Source organism: Paramagnetospirillum sp., assembly GCF_058402745.1.
Window position 1 is genome coordinate 58,147 of sequence record NZ_JBZVFI010000012.1, and the last position, 15,945, is coordinate 74,091.

11 protein-coding genes are annotated in these 15,945 nt (G+C 67.1%); 2 read left to right on the forward strand and 9 right to left on the reverse strand.

The window, feature by feature from the left end; translation table 11 throughout:
• Positions 1–12 precede the first annotated feature (12 nt).
• The 3 genes from ACV4UZ_RS09670 to ACV4UZ_RS09680 form a co-directional block, all read right to left on the reverse strand.
• A complete protein-coding gene (locus tag ACV4UZ_RS09670; protein ID WP_491600662.1) occupies positions 13–1,041 on the reverse strand; it encodes a sensor histidine kinase in 1,029 nt (342 codons plus the stop codon).
• 109 nt (positions 1,042–1,150) lie between these two features.
• Positions 1,151–1,813: a GntR family transcriptional regulator gene (locus ACV4UZ_RS09675; protein WP_491600663.1), complete on the reverse strand. Its 663-nt coding sequence runs from the start codon at positions 1,811–1,813 to the stop codon at positions 1,151–1,153.
• 218 nt (positions 1,814–2,031) lie between these two features.
• On the reverse strand, positions 2,032–3,768 hold the full coding sequence (locus tag ACV4UZ_RS09680) for a tetratricopeptide repeat protein (RefSeq protein ID WP_491600664.1): 1,737 nt from the start codon (positions 3,766–3,768) through the stop codon (positions 2,032–2,034).
• Between the two features lie 148 nt (positions 3,769–3,916).
• On the opposite strand from ACV4UZ_RS09680, the gene ACV4UZ_RS09685 reads away from it, so the two are divergent.
• Positions 3,917–5,461, forward strand: coding sequence for a TolC family outer membrane protein (locus ACV4UZ_RS09685; RefSeq protein WP_491600665.1), 1,545 nt, complete (start codon positions 3,917–3,919; stop codon positions 5,459–5,461).
• A gap of 188 nt (positions 5,462–5,649) precedes the next feature.
• Here the strand turns inward: ACV4UZ_RS09685 and ACV4UZ_RS09690 are convergent, their stop codons facing one another.
• The 6 genes from ACV4UZ_RS09690 to glgB form a co-directional block, all read right to left on the reverse strand.
• Positions 5,650–8,106, reverse strand: a complete 2,457-nt coding sequence (locus ACV4UZ_RS09690; RefSeq protein ID WP_491600666.1) for a glycogen/starch/alpha-glucan phosphorylase — start codon at positions 8,104–8,106, stop codon at positions 5,650–5,652.
• 161 nt (positions 8,107–8,267) lie between these two features.
• A complete protein-coding gene (gene malQ / locus ACV4UZ_RS09695; RefSeq protein ID WP_491600667.1) occupies positions 8,268–10,457 on the reverse strand; it encodes a 4-alpha-glucanotransferase in 2,190 nt (729 codons plus the stop codon).
• The gene (gene glgX / locus ACV4UZ_RS09700) at positions 10,454–12,619 is read right to left on the reverse strand and encodes a glycogen debranching protein GlgX (protein WP_491600668.1); all 2,166 of its coding nucleotides are present in this window, start codon (positions 12,617–12,619) and stop codon (positions 10,454–10,456) included. Before glgX ends, malQ begins: the two co-directional genes overlap by 4 nt.
• Positions 12,616–13,032 carry a DUF5615 family PIN-like protein gene (locus ACV4UZ_RS09705; protein ID WP_491600669.1) on the reverse strand — a complete coding sequence of 139 codons (417 nt, stop codon included), beginning with the start codon at positions 13,030–13,032 and terminating at the stop codon, positions 12,616–12,618. Before ACV4UZ_RS09705 ends, glgX begins: the two co-directional genes overlap by 4 nt.
• The gene (locus ACV4UZ_RS09710) at positions 13,001–13,219 is read right to left on the reverse strand and encodes a DUF433 domain-containing protein (protein WP_491600670.1); all 219 of its coding nucleotides are present in this window, start codon (positions 13,217–13,219) and stop codon (positions 13,001–13,003) included. The genes ACV4UZ_RS09705 and ACV4UZ_RS09710 overlap by 32 nt, the downstream gene beginning before the upstream one ends.
• 31 nt (positions 13,220–13,250) lie before the next feature.
• Positions 13,251–15,443, reverse strand: coding sequence for a 1,4-alpha-glucan branching protein GlgB (gene glgB, locus ACV4UZ_RS09715; RefSeq protein WP_491600671.1), 2,193 nt, complete (start codon positions 15,441–15,443; stop codon positions 13,251–13,253).
• A 234-nt stretch (positions 15,444–15,677) separates the two neighbouring features.
• Here glgB and ACV4UZ_RS09720 point away from each other — a divergent pair, with 234 nt between their 5' ends.
• Entirely contained in the window at positions 15,678–15,902 is a 225-nt protein-coding gene (locus ACV4UZ_RS09720) for a hypothetical protein (RefSeq protein WP_491600672.1), read from the forward strand.
• Positions 15,903–15,945 lie beyond the last annotated feature (43 nt).

The following is a 15,945-nucleotide window of genomic DNA, read 5'->3' on the forward strand; positions in this document are numbered from 1 at the left end:
GGGTCCTTTCCCTCACCGTTGGATGGGAAAACTCAGGCCGAACCGGGTGGGCGCGGCCCGCTCGATCCGGATCACTCCCCCCAGCTGGTCGGCGAGCAGGCAGACCAGCTGCAGTCCCAGCGTGGTGGTGTTCTCCACGTCCAGCCCGGGCGGCAGCCCGATGCCGTCGTCGGCGACCCCGAGCTCCACCCGGTCGTTCTCGCCATTGGCCAGACTGACCCGGATTCCGCCCCGCCGGCCATCGGGAAAGGCGTGCTTGAAGACGTTGGTCACCAGTTCGTTGACGATCAGGCCGCAGGGGATGGCGGTACTGAGCGGCAACTGCACGTTGCCGACCTCGAGGGACAGGGCGATGCGGTTGGAATCCAGCCCGTAAGAGGCCACCAGGGTGGGAATCAGGGAATCCAGGAACGCCGCGAAATCGACCCGGGCGAAATCCTTGGACTGGTACAGGGTCTGGTGGATGAGCACCATGGAGCGGATGCGGCTCTGGCTGTCGCGCAACATGCCCGCCACCAGGGGATCGTCCAGCTTGGACAATTGCAGGTCCAGCAGGCTGTCGACGATCTGGAGGTTGTTCTTGACCCGGTGATGGATCTCGCCCAGCAGGATCTCCTTCTCGCGCAGCGCGGCCCTGATCCTCTCCTCCTTCTGCTTGCGGTCCGAGATGTCGACGATGGCCGACAGCACCATGGGGCCGTCCTCGGTATCGATGGGGTTGAGGCCGATCTCCACCGGGAATTCACTGCCGTCCTTGCGCCGGGCGTTGAGGTCGCGCCCGGCGCCCATGGGCCGCGAGCGGGGATCGGCGTTGAAGGTGGCGCGCAGGTTGGGATGATCCCGGCGGAAGCGCTCGGGGACCAGCATCTCCACCGATCGGCCCAGCATCTCCTCGCGGGAATAGCCGAACACCCGTTCCGCCTGGGCATTGACCATCTCGATCAGCCCGGCGGCATTGACCATCACCATGGCATTGGGAGCGGCCTCGACCACCCGCCGGAAGCGCTCCTCGCTCTTGCGCAACGCCGTGTCGTCGGGCACGGCCCGGATCCTTGCCACTCCGGGGACCTTTCATGCCAATGCTCGCCCAGCAAAAGACATGGGCACGGTGGCAAGGCGACGCAATGGGGGCCTTTCCCCAGCGTTCCGGTCAAGGCAGGGTGGTCGGCGGCAATCCCCGGCTGGCCAGTTCGCCGGCCGCCATGACGAAGGCCCGCATGGCGCGCCGCGCCGTCCGCGCCTCGCCGGCCTGGATGGCCCGAATCGCCTCGGCCTGCCGCCCGGCCCCGATGACGGGCCAGACGTCGGATTCCGGCCCCAGCAGCCGCCAATAGGGCAGCAGACGGCAGCGGATGGCCCCTCCGGCCTCGGCCAGCAGGCGGTTGCCGCACAGGCGGAACAGGACGGAGAAAAGGTCCTCCTCGCCGCCCGCTCCCGCCGGCACCGCCGCCCGCTCCATGTCCCCCCCGCCCAGGCCCCGCCGCAGGGAGTCGGAGCGGGTGGCGGCAAGACCGGCGCAGGCGGCGGCGATCTCGGCCAGCGCCTCGAACAGTTCCAGCATGGTGGCGCGTTCCAGCCGCACCACGTTGCCGCCGCGGTTCTTCTCGAAATTGGCCAGGCCCAGGGCGCCGAGATGCCGGAACGCCTCGCGCACGGGCGTGCGCGAACAGCCCAGCCGCGTGGCGATCTTCACCTCGCACAGCTTCTCGCCCGGCCGCAGCCGGCCGGCGACGATGTCGTCGATCAATTGCTGGCGGACCCACTCCGCCGCCGACAGCTCGGTAGGGTCCCTGGGCCTGCGCACCCGAGTCATGCCATTCGTGCCCGATCCAATCCTGTCACCACGGCTCCGCACACGTATTACACGTCCATATCAATGGACATTAACAACGCAACGGATGCATGACGATAGATTGCATGCTGAGATTGTATACATCAAGCACTTTACGCGCTTAACGCAACAACCCATGGCGCAGCCATTCACGTCGGATCACGCCGACATGATCAGCAATCAATGATTGCGGGGTGATCTCAGGCGGACTGCCCGCCCGCCACTCGGGCGCGCAGGGCGTCGGCAAGGCGGGCGATGGGCTTCTCCCACCCCTGCCGGGCCTGGCGGCGGAACAGGCGGAACGCCGGATACCATTCGGTCGCCTCTCCCTCCATGCGCCAGCGGAAATCGGGAACGGCGGGCAGCAGCATCCAGACGGGCTTGCCCAGGGCTCCGGCCAGATGGACCACGGCGGTATCCACCGAAATGACCAGATCCAGGCCCTGGAGCATGGCGGCGGTATCGCAGAAATCGGCGCAGAGATCGGCGGCCTCGACCAGCCGCTCCGCCGGCGGCCGCCCGAGGCGGGGAGCCACCGCGCCCCGCTGGAGGGAATAGAAGGTGATTCCGGGCACGTCGAGAATGGGATCGAGCATGAAGGCGGGAATCGAGCGGTTCCAGTCATCACCGTGGGTGGGCCGCCCGGCCCAGGCCAGCCCCACCTTGAGAGTCCCGGCCGGGCCACCGGGCAGTCGCGCCCGCACCCCCTTGGGAACCGAGAGATAGGGGATGTCCTGGGGCGCCGGCAGGCCGGCCAGCACGCCGGGCAGCGACAACAGCGTCAGCGCCCGGTCGAAGGGCGGCAAGGGCCCCGCCTCTCCCACCACCGTGTCCAGGCCGGGGGCGGTCTCCATCAGGCGGATCAGTTCGGGCTGGCAGGCCAGCACCACCCGGGTGACGCCCCGCGCCTTGAGCAGCGGGACGTAGCGGACGAATTGCAGCGTGTCGCCGTATCCCTGCTCCGCCTGGAGCAGCAGGGTGCCGCCGGCGGGAAGGTCCGGCGGCAGCGGCTCGCCGGTCCAGGCGCGCTCGAGCAGATAGGGGGGCAGGTTGGGATGGTCGCGCCAGCGCCATTCGTATTCCCGCCACCCCTCCTCCATGCGGCCCGAAAGCAGGAGGTTGAGCGCCAGATTGGTATGGAACTTGGCCCCATTGGGATTGATCTGGATGGCGCGCCGATAGGCCGCGTCCGCTTCCTCCAGCCGCCCCTGGCGGTGCAGCGAATTGCCCAGGTTGCTCCAGGTCTCCGCCCCCTTGGCCCCCAGCGCCAGGGCCTTGCGATGGCAGGCCTCGGCCTCCTCGGCCCGCGCCGTGCCCAGCAGGGCGTTGCCCAGGTTGTCGTGGATGGCCGGAGAATCCGGGCGGATCATGGCGGCCGAGCGGATCATCGCCACCGCCTCCTCGCGCCGCTCCAGGCGCTCGAGCGCCACGCCCATGTTGTTCAGCATGTCGGCCGGGCTGGGATCGGCGGCCAGCGCCGTGGCGGCGCGATAGACGCCGACGGCGTCCTCGTGGCGCCTCAGCCCCATCAGCACTCCGGCCAGGGCGTTCAGCGGCCGGGGATCGCGCGGCATCAGTCCGCAGGCCCGGCGCAGTGCCTCAACCGCCGGTTGGGCCTGCTCCGGATTCTGGGCCAGCACCTCGCCCAGATACATCCAGGCCGCCCCCAGACCGGCATTCAACTGCACCGCCCGCTCCAGGCTGGCGCGCGCCTCGGCGGTCTGCCGGCTCCGCGCCTGCACCAGCCCGAGGGCGGCATGGGCCTCGGCCAGCCCCGGAGCCAGTTCCACCGCCCGCTCGGCCAGGGTGCGGGCCGCATCCAGCGCGCCTTGGCGGACACGCAGCGCGGCCAGACGCGACAGGACCTCGGCATCATTGGGCAACCGCTCCGCCAGCCGCGCCAGGAAACGCTCGTCTTCCACATCCAAGCCGGCCATGCCACCACCCGATATTGATGCCCGTCGCGCTCAAGGCGATTCACAAGCTAGATAATTCGGTGTATATCAGAGCCGTAGATTGGGGACCAGTCACGTGCATTTCCTGGGGGAACCTGTCATTCGGTCGGTTACGTTCAAGCGCTGGGCCGTGCTCGGCACCATCCTGGCCGCCTGCTGGACACCGGTTTCCGCCGGAACCCTGGAAGAGGAGATGCGCGACCTCGTCGCCAACCATCCGCAGATCCAGGCCAAGATGAAGGGCGTCAACTCGGCCGAGGAAGGCATCCGCGGCGCCCGCTCGGGATACCTGCCCACGGTGAAGCTCTCCGGCGACCAGGGCCACGAATACATCGACAGCCCCGACCGTCGCGGCACCCAGGGCAAGGCCTTCCTGGACAAGCGCAACACCTCGGGCATCACCGTCACCCAGAAGATCTTCGACGGCTTCGCCACCGATTCAGCGGTGGACTCGGCCAAGACCAGCCGGCGCATTTCCGAATCCGATCTGCGCAGCACCCGTCAGGCCGCCCTGCTGGAAGGCGCCATCGCCTATCTCGACGTCATGCGCAACACCAAGCTGGTGGCCCTGTCGCGGGAAAACGAACGCAAGCTGGCCGAACAGCAGAACCTGGAGGACGAGCGCGTCCAGAAGGGCTCGGGCATCGCCTCGGACGTCCTGTCAGCCAAGCAGCGGCTGCAGGTGGCCAAGGAACGCCGGGTGAAGTACGAGGGCGACTTCCATACCGCCGTCGCCAAATACACCCAGGTGTTCGGCCATGCCCCCGACGTGGCGGCGCTGTCCGATCCGCCCCTGCCCATGGACCTGATTCCCGCCACCATCGACCAGTCGCTGGAAGTGGCGGAGAAGGACAATCCCAGCCTGGAATCGGCCACCAGCGCCATCGACCTGACCAACGACAAGCGCAACATCGCCGAAGCCGGCTATTGGCCCACCCTCGACCTGGTGGGCAAGGCCAATTACGAGCACGGCAAGAACGCCACCGTCGGCGTCCGCCGCGACTGGTCGCTGATGCTGGTGGCCAGCTGGGAGCTGTTCTCCGGCTTCAAGACCGACGCCACCGTGGCCCAGGCCTCGTGGGACCACGGGGCCAGCAAGGACACCCGCTTCCACACCAGCCGCAAGATCGCCGAACAGGCCCGTACCGCCTGGCACAAGCTGCAGACCGCCCGCCAGCGCCTCGACCTTTTGGAAAACGCCGCGATCCTGGCCGAGGAGGTCTGGGCCGCCACCATGAAGAAGCGCGAGGCGGGAAAGGCCACCGTCACCGAGGTGCTGGACGAGGAGACCCGCATCAACGACGCGCGGATCAACTATACCGGCGCCTATTACGACATGTACCAGGCGTCCTACGAATTGCTGACCGCCATGGGCCGCCTGGAGGTGGACAACCTCAGCCGCGCCAAGCCCGCCACCTCGCTGGAGGTCACGCCGCTCCGGTCGGTGGAGTACACCTATCCCAAGGATCAGGCCCCCAAGGCCGCGCCTTCCCCCCGCGCCGCCAAGGCTCCGGCTCCCGTTTCTCCGGCGGCCCCGCCCGCCCCGGCCCCCGCCGTGGCGGAGCCGCCATCCCCCGCCAAGGGGCAGGCCGCCAATTCCGCGGTCATGGAACGGGTCCGCGATCTGGTCGCGGCGCAGCCGCAACCCGACAATTCCTTCTGGACCGTCCGCTAAGGATCTTTCAACCCGAAGCGGTGGCCGCCACCGCGTGAAAGATCCCTCGCCAAGGCTCGGGATGACAGGAAGAGCCCGTTCTATCGGCGGACGGTTTATGATCGGCAGGCGGTTGATCGCGGGCAGGATGCCCGCGCTCCTTGATGTCTGCGTGGAGCGCGGCCGTCCCGGCCGCATTCCGCCACCGTCTACAGCGCGCCCCAGATTTCCCTGGCGTACTCGGCCACCGTGCGGTCGGACGAGAACTTGCCCATGCGCGCCACGTTGAGGATGGCCTTGCGCGTCCATTCCTCGGGATCGCGGTAGGTCTGATCGACGCGCTCCTGCGCCGCCATGTAGAGCGGGAAGTCCGCCGACAGCAGGTAGTGATCGCCCCCCGTGGTCAGAATGTCCACCAACTGGTGGAAGCGGTCGGGCTGGTCGGGCGAGAAGAAGCCCGAGGCGATCATCTCCAGCGCCCAGGAAAGGTCGGGATCGGCCTTCACCGCCGCCACGGCGTCATGGCCGTCCACCCGACGGCGCGCCACTTCCTGGGCCGAGAGGCCGAACAGGAACATGTTTTCCTCGCCCACCTCCTCGCAGATTTCCACGTTGGCGCCGTCCCAGGTGCCGATGGTCAGCGCCCCGTTCATGCTCATCTTCATGTTGCCGGTGCCCGAGGCCTCGGTGCCGGCGGTGGAGATCTGTTCCGACAGGTCGGCGGCGGGCATCACCAGTTCGGCGGTGGACACGTTGTAATTGGGCACGAAGACCAGCTTCAGCTTGCCGCCCACCAGGGGATCGTTGTTGATCACCTCGGCCACGTCGTTGACCAGCTTGATGATCAGCTTGGCCACGTGGTAGCCGGGCGCCGCCTTGCCGCCGATGATCACGGTGCGCGGCACCGGATTGAGCAGCGGGTTGGTGCGGATGCGCCCATAGCGGGTGATGACGTGCAGGATGTTGAGCAGTTGCCGCTTGTATTCGTGGATACGCTTGACCTGGACGTCGAACAGGGAATCCACGTCCACCTCGACGCCGAGGCGAAGCGACAGCATGGAGGCCAGGCGCTCCTTGTTGGCCCGCTTGACGTCGGCGAAGGCCCGGCGGAAGGCCGGGTCGTCGGCCAGGGGCTCCAGCTTGCGCAACTGGTCGAGGTCGGTGACCCAGCCGTCGCCGATCTTGGAGGTGATCAGCGCCGACAGCGCCGGATTGGCGGCCAGCAGCCAGCGCCTCGGCGTCACGCCGTTGGTCTTGTTGGTGATCTTGCCCGGGCTGAGGTGTTCGAAGTCCGAGAAGATGGTGCTCTTCATCAGGCCGGTATGGATGGCGGCGACACCGTTGACCTTGTGGCTGCCGATCACCGCCAGATGGCCCATGCGCACCCGGCGCTCGCCTCCCTCGGCGATCAGCGAGACGCGGCGCAGCAGCTCGGAATCACCGGGATGGCGATAGCGGACGCTTTGCAGGAATTCATGGTTGAGGGTATAGACGATCTCCAGGTGGCGGGGCAGCACCCGCTCGAACAGGTCGATGGACCAGGTCTCCAGCGCCTCGGGCAGCAGGGTGTGGTTGGTGTAGGCGCAGCAGCCCCGCACCAGGTCCCAGGCCTTGGACCATTCGATCTGGTGCTCGTCCACCAGTACCCGCATCAGCTCGGCCACCACCAGGGCGGGATGGGTGTCGTTCAGCTGGATGGCCACCTTGTCGGGCAGCAGGGTCCAGTCGGAATGGCTTTTCCGGAAGCGGGCCAGGATGTCCTGGATGGAAGCCGCGACGAAGAAGTATTCCTGCTTGAAGCGCAGCTCCTTGCCCCGGTCGGTCATGTCGGAGGGGTAGAGCACCTTGGACAGGGTCTCGGACTCGTTCTTGTCCCGCACCGCCTCGATGTAATTGCCGGCGTTGAAGTATTTCAGGTCGAACTCGCGGGTCGACTTGGCCGACCACAGGCGCAGGTTGTTGACCACCTTGCCGCCGAAGCCGGGAACCGGCACGTCGAAGGCCATGGCCATGACTTCCTCGGCATCCACCCATTGCGAGCGGGTATGGCCCAAGACGTCCCGGAAATGAATGACACGACCGCCGAAGCGGACGGGGAAGATGACGCCGGGACGGGGGAATTCCCAGGGATTGCCGTAACGCAGCCAGTTCTCCGGGCTTTCCACCTGCCAGCCGTTCTCCACGTGCTGGGTGAACATGCCGTAATCGTAGCGGATGCCGTAGCCGAAACCCGCCACCCCGATGGTGGCCATGGAATCCAGCAGGCAGGCGGCCAGACGGCCCAGGCCGCCATTGCCGAGCGCGGCTTCCACCTCCCAGGCGGCCAGTTCGTCGAAATCCTGGCCCAGTTCGGCGATGGCCTGGCGCACCGTGTCGTAGAGCCCCAGATTGATCAGGCTGTTGACCAGGGTGCGGCCGATCAGGAACTCCATGGACAGGTAGTAGACCCGCTTGGAGTCCTCGCGGTAATAGCGGTTGAGGGTGGGCATCCAGTGCTCGGTCACCCGGTCGCGCACCGCGTGGGCGGCGGCCATGAACCAGTCGCGCGCCGTGGCGTTCACCGGTTCCTTGCCCACCGTGTAGAGCAGATGGCTGCCAATGGCCTCCTTGATGCTTTCCACATCGTCGGCCAGCAGCCGCACCACCGGAGGCTTCGCCTTCTTCATGCCCATCTTCCCGCCAGTTCCATCCATCGTCATTCCGCCACGAAAAGGGAACGCGGGCAAGGCCGGTCATACCGGCAAGGCCGCGTATTCCTATGAATTTCGGATTAAGGAGTGGAATAAACGCCGTCCGCACCCTTGAAAGGGGCATTGCTGGAGGACGCTCAGCGGCCCGTCTCCTTCAGCCCCTCCGCCGTCGCCACCATCCGCTCGTCCGCCAGGATGGCGGCGGTGTCGGCCTTGTAGCGCAGGCGCCAGTTGGGGTGCTGGGTGGTGGTGCCGGGCAGGTTCATCTGCACCTCCTGGCCCAGCACGTCCTCCATCTGCACCATGGTCAGCCGTGACGCCGACCGCCCGAGATAGGCGTGGACCGCCGCCGACAACGCCACCGCCTGGGCGTCGGTGAGCGCCGGAGTGAGGGGGAAGTCGCCGGCCAGCAATCCCTGCCCCGCCAGCGCGGCGGCCAGGGCGGCGCGGTCGGCGGCGCGGGCCGCCCGCTCCTCCGCCGCCTGGCCTTCGCGGGGATAAAGGTCGAGCTTCTCGCGCCGGTCGACATCCTTGCCCGCCCACCAGCCGCGCAAGGACGGCAGGTCGTGGGTGGCGGCGATGGCCAGGGCCTGGGCGTCGAACCGATCGGGGGCGCGGAAGGCGCCGTCTCCGGTCTTCTCGAACACCATCACCCGGTAGGCGAAGATGCCCATGCGGTCCATGCGCTCGCGGAAGCCGTCGGGCACGGTGCCCAGATCCTCGCCGATCACCAGGCAGCGGTTGCGGCGGCTTTCCAGCGCCACCAGCCGGAACAGGTCCTCGGCCGGATAGCGCACATAGGCCCCCTGGTCGGCGGGCTGGCCCGGCGGCACCCAGTAAAGCCGCGCCAGGCTCATGGCATGATCCAGACGCAACGCCCCGGCATGACGCATGTTGGCTTCCATCACCTCGATGAAGGGGGCATAGAAATGCTCGCGCAAGGAGAGGGGGTTGAACGGCACCAGCCCCCAATCCTGGCCTTTCAGCGCCAGCGGGTCGGGCGGCGCCCCCACCGAAACGCCGAGCGCCAGCGAATCCTGCTGCGCCCAGGCCTCGGCCCCGTCGCCGGCGATGCCGACGGCGAGATCACGGTAAAGGCCGATGGCCGCCCCGGCCTCGCGCCCCTTGCGCTGGGCCTCGGCCAGTTGCTCGTCGGCGATGAACTGGAGCCACTGGAAGAACTCCACCTGCTCCACGTGCTCCAGGATGAAATCCGCCACTTCGGCAGAATCCGGGCGGCGGTATGCCTCGGGCCACTGGCGCCAATAGCCCTTGCCGTCGCGCGAGAACTTGTCGTGCAGCGCCTCGAATGCGGCGAAGCGCCGCCCCGCCTCGCCCTGCTCCGCCTGGAAGGCGCGGAACGCCCGGCCGCGCGGATCGTCCTCGCCCATGCGGGTGCGGCGGAACCAGCGGTACAGCACCTCGAGCATGGGCCGGGCCAGGCGCATGGCGTCCGGATACTCGATCAGGGCATAGCCGCGCAGCCGGGCCAGGGTGGCCTGATAGCCGGGCGAGGCGAACATGCGCCGGGCCTCCAGGCAATCCTTGAACTCGGGGATGGCCTCGATATCGATGTAGGCGATGTTGAGGAAGCGCCGCGACGAGGGCGAATAGGGGCTGAAACGCTCGGGATCGGCGGGGAACAGGGCGTGCAGCGGATTGATGCCGACGCAGGCCGCCCCCATTTGCGCCGCGCCCTCGGCCAGTTCGGCCAGATTGCCGTAATTGCCCACGCCCCAGTCGCGCTCGGAGCGCAGGGAATAGATCTGGGTGGCGATGCCCCAGCATCCCGCCCCCGATTCCAGCACCTCGGGCACGAAGGCGCGGGCCGGGGCGACGATCAGCGCCATCTCGGCCAGCACGCCCTTGGGGCCGGACAGGGTCAGGCGGTGATAGCCGCAAGGAGGCAGCGCCGGCAGATCCAGCCAGCGGCGATGGATCAGCCCGCCATCCAGCAGGTATTCCTCGCCCCAGCGCAGTTCATAGGGAATGAAGCTGCCATGGTGGCGGATGCCCAGTTCCTCCTCCAGCACCCAGGAATGGGCGATGTCGTCGGCCTCGGCCGGCAGGGTGACGGCAATGGAGGGGGGCGGCCCGTGCTCGTCGGCCATCATCACCGGGTCCAGCGCCCGGCGCCAGGAGCGGGTCTCGAGGTCGTGCAGGCTGGCGCGGACCTGTTCGTCCGTATCGGCGGGCAGGCCCATGGCGGCCAGGAAGACCCGCTTGGTCTCGGGCGGCACCACCCGCCACTCGCCGAAGAAATCCCACCAGCCGTCCTCGATTCCCGCCAGTCGCGCCAAACGGTCCAGAGCGTCGGTTCCGCTCATTCCTCACTACCCCCTTCACTCTCTTCCCTCTGGACGCCCCGCACGCTGCCGGAGCGTCGCAACACGGCCACCGAGCGGCTGCCCAGCGGATAGGTGATGCCCGCCGCCCATTGGGTGCCCGCCTGCCGCCCCGCCGGATCATTGGTGTCGATCACCAGTTCCCACGAGCGGCCCAGGTTGGGCGGCGGCAGCACGTAGGGCACCGCCTCGTGATAGGCGTTGAGCAGCACCAGGAAGGTGTCGTCCATCTCCTCGTGCCCCGTGAGATTGTCCACGGCGCAGGATTCGCCGCCCAGCACGAAGCCCAGCGAGCGGGCGAACGGCGTCGTCCAGTCGCCGTGCCCCATCTCGCGGCCCTCGGGCGTGATCCACACGATGTCCTTCAAGACCGAATTGGGCAGCCGCTTGCCCTCGAAGAAGCGGGGGCGGCGGAACACCGGATGGTCCTTGCGCAGGCGGATCAGCCTCTGCACGAAGGCCAGCAGATCCTCGTCCACGCTCGACCAGTCGATCCAGCCGATCTCGTTGTCCTGACAATAGGCGTTGTTGTTGCCCTTTTGCGTGCGCCCCATCTCGTCGCCGGCCAGCAGCATGGGCACGCCCTGGGACAACAGCAGGGTGGTCAGCAGATTGCGGCATTGCCGGGCGCGAAGCTCGCGGATCTCGGGGTAGGGCGACGGTCCCTCGTGGCCGCAATTCCAGGCGTAGTTGGCGTCGGTGCCGTCCTTGTTGCCCTCCAGGTTGGCCTCGTTGTGCTTGCGCTCGTAACTGACCAGGTCCTTCAGGGTGAAGCCGTCGTGGCAGGTGACGAAATTGAGGCTGGCCCAGGGCCGCCGCCCGCCCCAGCCGAAAATGTCGGACGAGCCGGTCAGGCGCGACGCCAGATCGCCGATCACCCCGCCCTCGCCGGTCCAGAAGCGGCGCACGGTGTCGCGATAGCGCCCGTTCCACTCGGACCAGCCAGGCGGAAAGCGCCCCACCCGATAGCCGTCTCCCCCCAAATCCCAGGGCTCGGCGATCAGCTTCAGCTTGGACAGCACCGGATCCTGGCGCACCGCGTCGAGGAAGCCGGAGGCATGGTCGAAGCCCCCCTTGCCGCGAACCAGCGACGCCGCCAGATCGAAGCGGAACCCGTCCACATGCATGTCCTCGGCCCAGTAGCGCAAGGAATCCATCACCATCTGCAGCACGCGGGGATGGGCGAGGTTGAGCGTGTTGCCGCACCCCGAGTAATTCTCGTACCAGCGCTTGCCGTCGGGTCCCAGGCGGTAATAGCTGAGGTTGTCGATGCCCCTGAACGACAGCGTCGGCCCCAGGTGGTTGCCCTCGGCGGTGTGGTTGTAGACCACGTCGAGGATCACCTCGATGCCCACGTCGTGCAGGCGCGACACCATGGTCTTGAAGTCGCCGTGGGGGCTGGCCGAGTAATAGCGCGGATCGGCGGCGAAGAAGCCGATGGAATTGTAGCCCCAGTAATTGCGCAGGCCCTTCTCGGCCAGGTGCTTCTCGTCGATCATGGCGTGGACGGGCAGCAATTGCAGCGTGGTCACCCCTAAGCGCCGCAGATGGTCGATCACGCCGGGCTGGGTCAGCCCCAGGAAGGTGCCGCGCATGCCGTTGGCCACGCCGGGATGCTTCATGGTCTGGCCCCGCACATGGGCCTCGTAGACGATGGTCTCGGGCCAGGGCACCTTCGGCCGGCGGTCGTCGCCCCAGGTGAAGGCGGTGTCCAGCACCCGGCACTTGGGCATGAAGCGGGCATTGTCGCGCCGGTCCGCGATCAGGTCCTGCTTGGGCGTGCCGGGGCGAAAGCCGAAATGGGTGTCCGACCACTCGAAGCCTCCCACCAGCGCCCGGGCATAGGGGTCGATCAGCAGCTTGTGGGCGTTGAAGCGGTGCCCCTCGTTGGGATCATAGGGGCCGTGGACGCGATAGCCGTACAATTGCCCGGGGCGGCAATCGGGCAGATAGCCGTGCCAGACCTCGTCGGTGTATTCGGGCAGCTCGATGCGCTCGACCTCGCGCAGGCCGCGCCGGTCGAACAGGCACAGTTCCACCTTCTCGGCATGGGCCGAGAACAGGGCGAAGTTCACGCCATTGCCGTCCCAGGTCGCCCCCAGGGGATGCGGAAGGCCGGGCAGGATGCGGCGGCGGGCGGTCATTGCGGGCCTCCCGGTGGCAGGTTTGACAAACGGATGTCATCGGCGGAATGAACCTCGATCACCCGATTGATGGTGTCTTCCAGCGTCGCGATGAAATCCAGCGCCGCCTCGAACAGCCGCACCTGCTCGGCGGCACGGGATTTCGGCAGTATCAGCAACAAACCATCGTGAATATCCAGTCCCGCAAACAGCTTGAGAAAATCCCGCGCATTCTGGGTTACGAACAGGTAACCGCCGTCCAGAATGACATCGATCAGATTGTAGTCCTGCACCCCGGCCTTGCCGATGAACCGTACATGGGTGGCGTCAAGTCCTCGCGCCTGGGCCGAGGCCACCAGATCGGCCGTCAGGCATTCATCCACCAGGATACGGCGCACCGGATCAGTAATCCTCTTCCGGATGATCGTCGGCATAGCGGATGGCCAGGCGGACATCATCCAGAGTCAGCCAGGGATAGGTCCTGAGAACCTCCAGTTCGCTGGCACCCTGGCGGACGATGGCACCGATGAGATGGGCCGGCACCCGCGTCCCCTTGATGACGGCGAGCCCCCCCATCACGTTGGGGTCCTTGATGATTTCCGGTCTGGTTCCGTGCGGCATGTCCTTCTCCTCAGACGGTGAGTATATACCCTCACCGCTCCCGCTTGAACACGCAGGTGGACAGCGGCGGCAGGCGCAGCCGGATGGACCAGCCATGACCGTGCCAGGGCACCTCCTCCGCCTGGACGCCGCCGTCGTTATGGATGTTGGCGCCGCCATACCATTCGGAATCGGTGTTGAGCAGCTCGCGGTACCAGCCGGGCTCGGGCACGCCGACGCGGTAGGAGTCCCGCACCATCGGGGTGTAGTTGCCGGCAACAACCAGAAAATCACTCGCGTCGAAGCCCTTGCGCAGCCAGGTCAGCACCGAGTTGTCGCGGTCGTTGCAATCGATCCAGGCGAAGCCCGCCGGCTCGTTGTCCAACTGGTGCAGCGCCGGCTCGGTGCGGTAGAGGCGGTTCAGGTCGCGGACCAGCCGCCGCACCCCTTCGTGCCGCCCGTCGCCCAGCAGATGCCAGTCCAGGCTGGCATCCTCGTTCCACTCGCGCTCCTGGGCGAATTCAGAGCCCATGAACAGCAGCTTCTTGCCCGGCTGGGTCCACATGAAGCCGTAATAGGCCCGCAAATTGGCAAAGCGCTGCCAGGAATCGCCCGGCATGCGGCCGAAGATGGAGCCCTTGCCGTGCACCACCTCGTCGTGACTGAGCGGCAGCACGAAATTCTCGTGATAGGCATAGAGCTGGGCGAAGGTCAGGCTGTCGTGGTGATAGCGACGGTGGATGGGGTCCTTGCTGAAATAGCGCAAGGTGTCGTGCATCCAGCCCATGTTCCACTTGAAGCCGAAGCCCAGCCCGCCCAGGTGCACGGGGCGCGACACCATGGGCCAGGCGGTGGATTCCTCGGCGATGGTCATGGCGCCGGGATGCTCGGCATAGACCAGCTGGTTCATGCGGCGCAGGAAGTCGATGGCTTCCAGGTTCTCGTTGCCGCCGTGGCGGTTGGGAATCCACTCGCCGGGCTGGCGCGAGTAGTCCAGATAGAGCATGGAGGCCACCGCATCCACGCGCAGGCCGTCCACGTGATACTGCTCCAGCCAATAGAGCGCGTTGGCGTAGAGGTAGTTGACCACCTCGGTGCGGCCGTAATTGTAGATCTGGGTGTTCCAGTCCTTGTGCACGCCGAGACGCGGGTCCTCGTGCTCGTAGAGATGGGTGCCGTCGAAATGGTGCAGGCCGTGCGGGTCGTTGGGGAAGTGCCCGGCCACCCAGTCGACGATCACGCCGATGCCCTTGCCGTGCAGGCGCTCCACCAGGGTGCGGAACTCGTCGGGCGTGCCGTAGCGCGAGGTGGGCGCGAACAGCCCCACCGGCTGATAGCCCCACGAGCCGCCGAAGGGGTGTTCGTGGACGGGCAGGAACTCCACATGGGTGAAGCCCAGGTCGGCGACGTAATCGCCCAGCTGGTCGGCCAGTTCCAGATAGGAGAGCGGGCGGTTCCAGTCCTCGGGCACCCGGCGCCACGAGCCCAGATGCACCTCATAGATGCTGACCGGGGCGTGACGGTCGTTGCGCGCCTGCTGCGCCGCCATCCACTCGCCATCGGCCCAGTCGCGGCGGCCCAGTTCCCACACCACCGAGGCGGTCTTGGGCGGCACCTCGGCGAAATGGCCATAGGGGTCCGCCTTGAGCGGCAGCAGGCGTCCATCGGACGCGACGATCTCGTATTTGTAAAGGGTGCCCTGCCCCAGGCCGGGGATGAAGATCTCCCACAGCCCGGCCTCGTGGCGCAGGCGCATGGGATGGCGCCGCCCGTCCCAGAGGTTGAAGTCGCCCACCACCGAGACCCGGGCGGCATTGGGCGCCCAGACGGCGAACTCCACGCCGCCCACGCCGTCCACCCAGCGCACCTGGGCGCCCAGCTTCTCGAAGGTGCGCAGATGGGTGCCCTCGCGCAGCAGATGCAGGTCGAGTTCGCCCAGCACCGGCGGGAAACGGTAGGGGTCATCCAGTTCCTCGACCCCGCCGTCATGGCGCACCACCCGCAGACGGTAGGCCCCGGCATCCTTCAGCTTGACGGCGAACAGGCCATCGGCATGGACCCGCTTCATCTCGGTGGCGGCCCCCGCCGCCAGCACGAAGACGCTCTCCGCCTGGGGCTGGAAGGTGCGGATCACCGTGCCGCCCTTCACCCCGTGGGGTCCCAGCACGGCGAAGGGATCGCCGTGGCGCCCCCGAATGATGGCTTCGGCATCATCGGGCCGGATCAGTCTTGCCGCTTCGGGCATCTTCCCCCTCCTGCCGGTCGAGACGACGAGTGTCACCGCCTTTGGCCGGAAAGACAAAGGACGATTTCGCGGGGGCAGGTTTTCGTGGTCCAGTTTTTAAATAGTCTGATTGGACCTTCCGCAAAGCCCCTAAATCTGGTAGTAGATCAGCCTGAGGGGACCGGCCCCGTTCAAGGCCGGTTAGACAATTCGTGCGGCCCGTCGGGGGCGGCACCGCAAATCATGGAGCGTGTTATGGGCGTCCTTCCGAAGGTTCTGGGTCTCACCGTGGCCGGCGTGCTGGTCATCGCTCTGTATCTGGCCGTTCCCGTGCTCAGCGCCGTGTTCGGCGGCGTCGCCAATCCCAGCCCGGCCACCAGCCCGCTGGGCTTCTCGGTCTATCTGGGCCTGCTGCTGACCGCCGTGTTCACCAGCCTGGTGATGTATCTGGCCTCGACCGGCGGCGGCTCGCAGAACTGAGCCCGTCCATACGGAGTTCGAAGCGCCCCGGCCCCACGGCCGG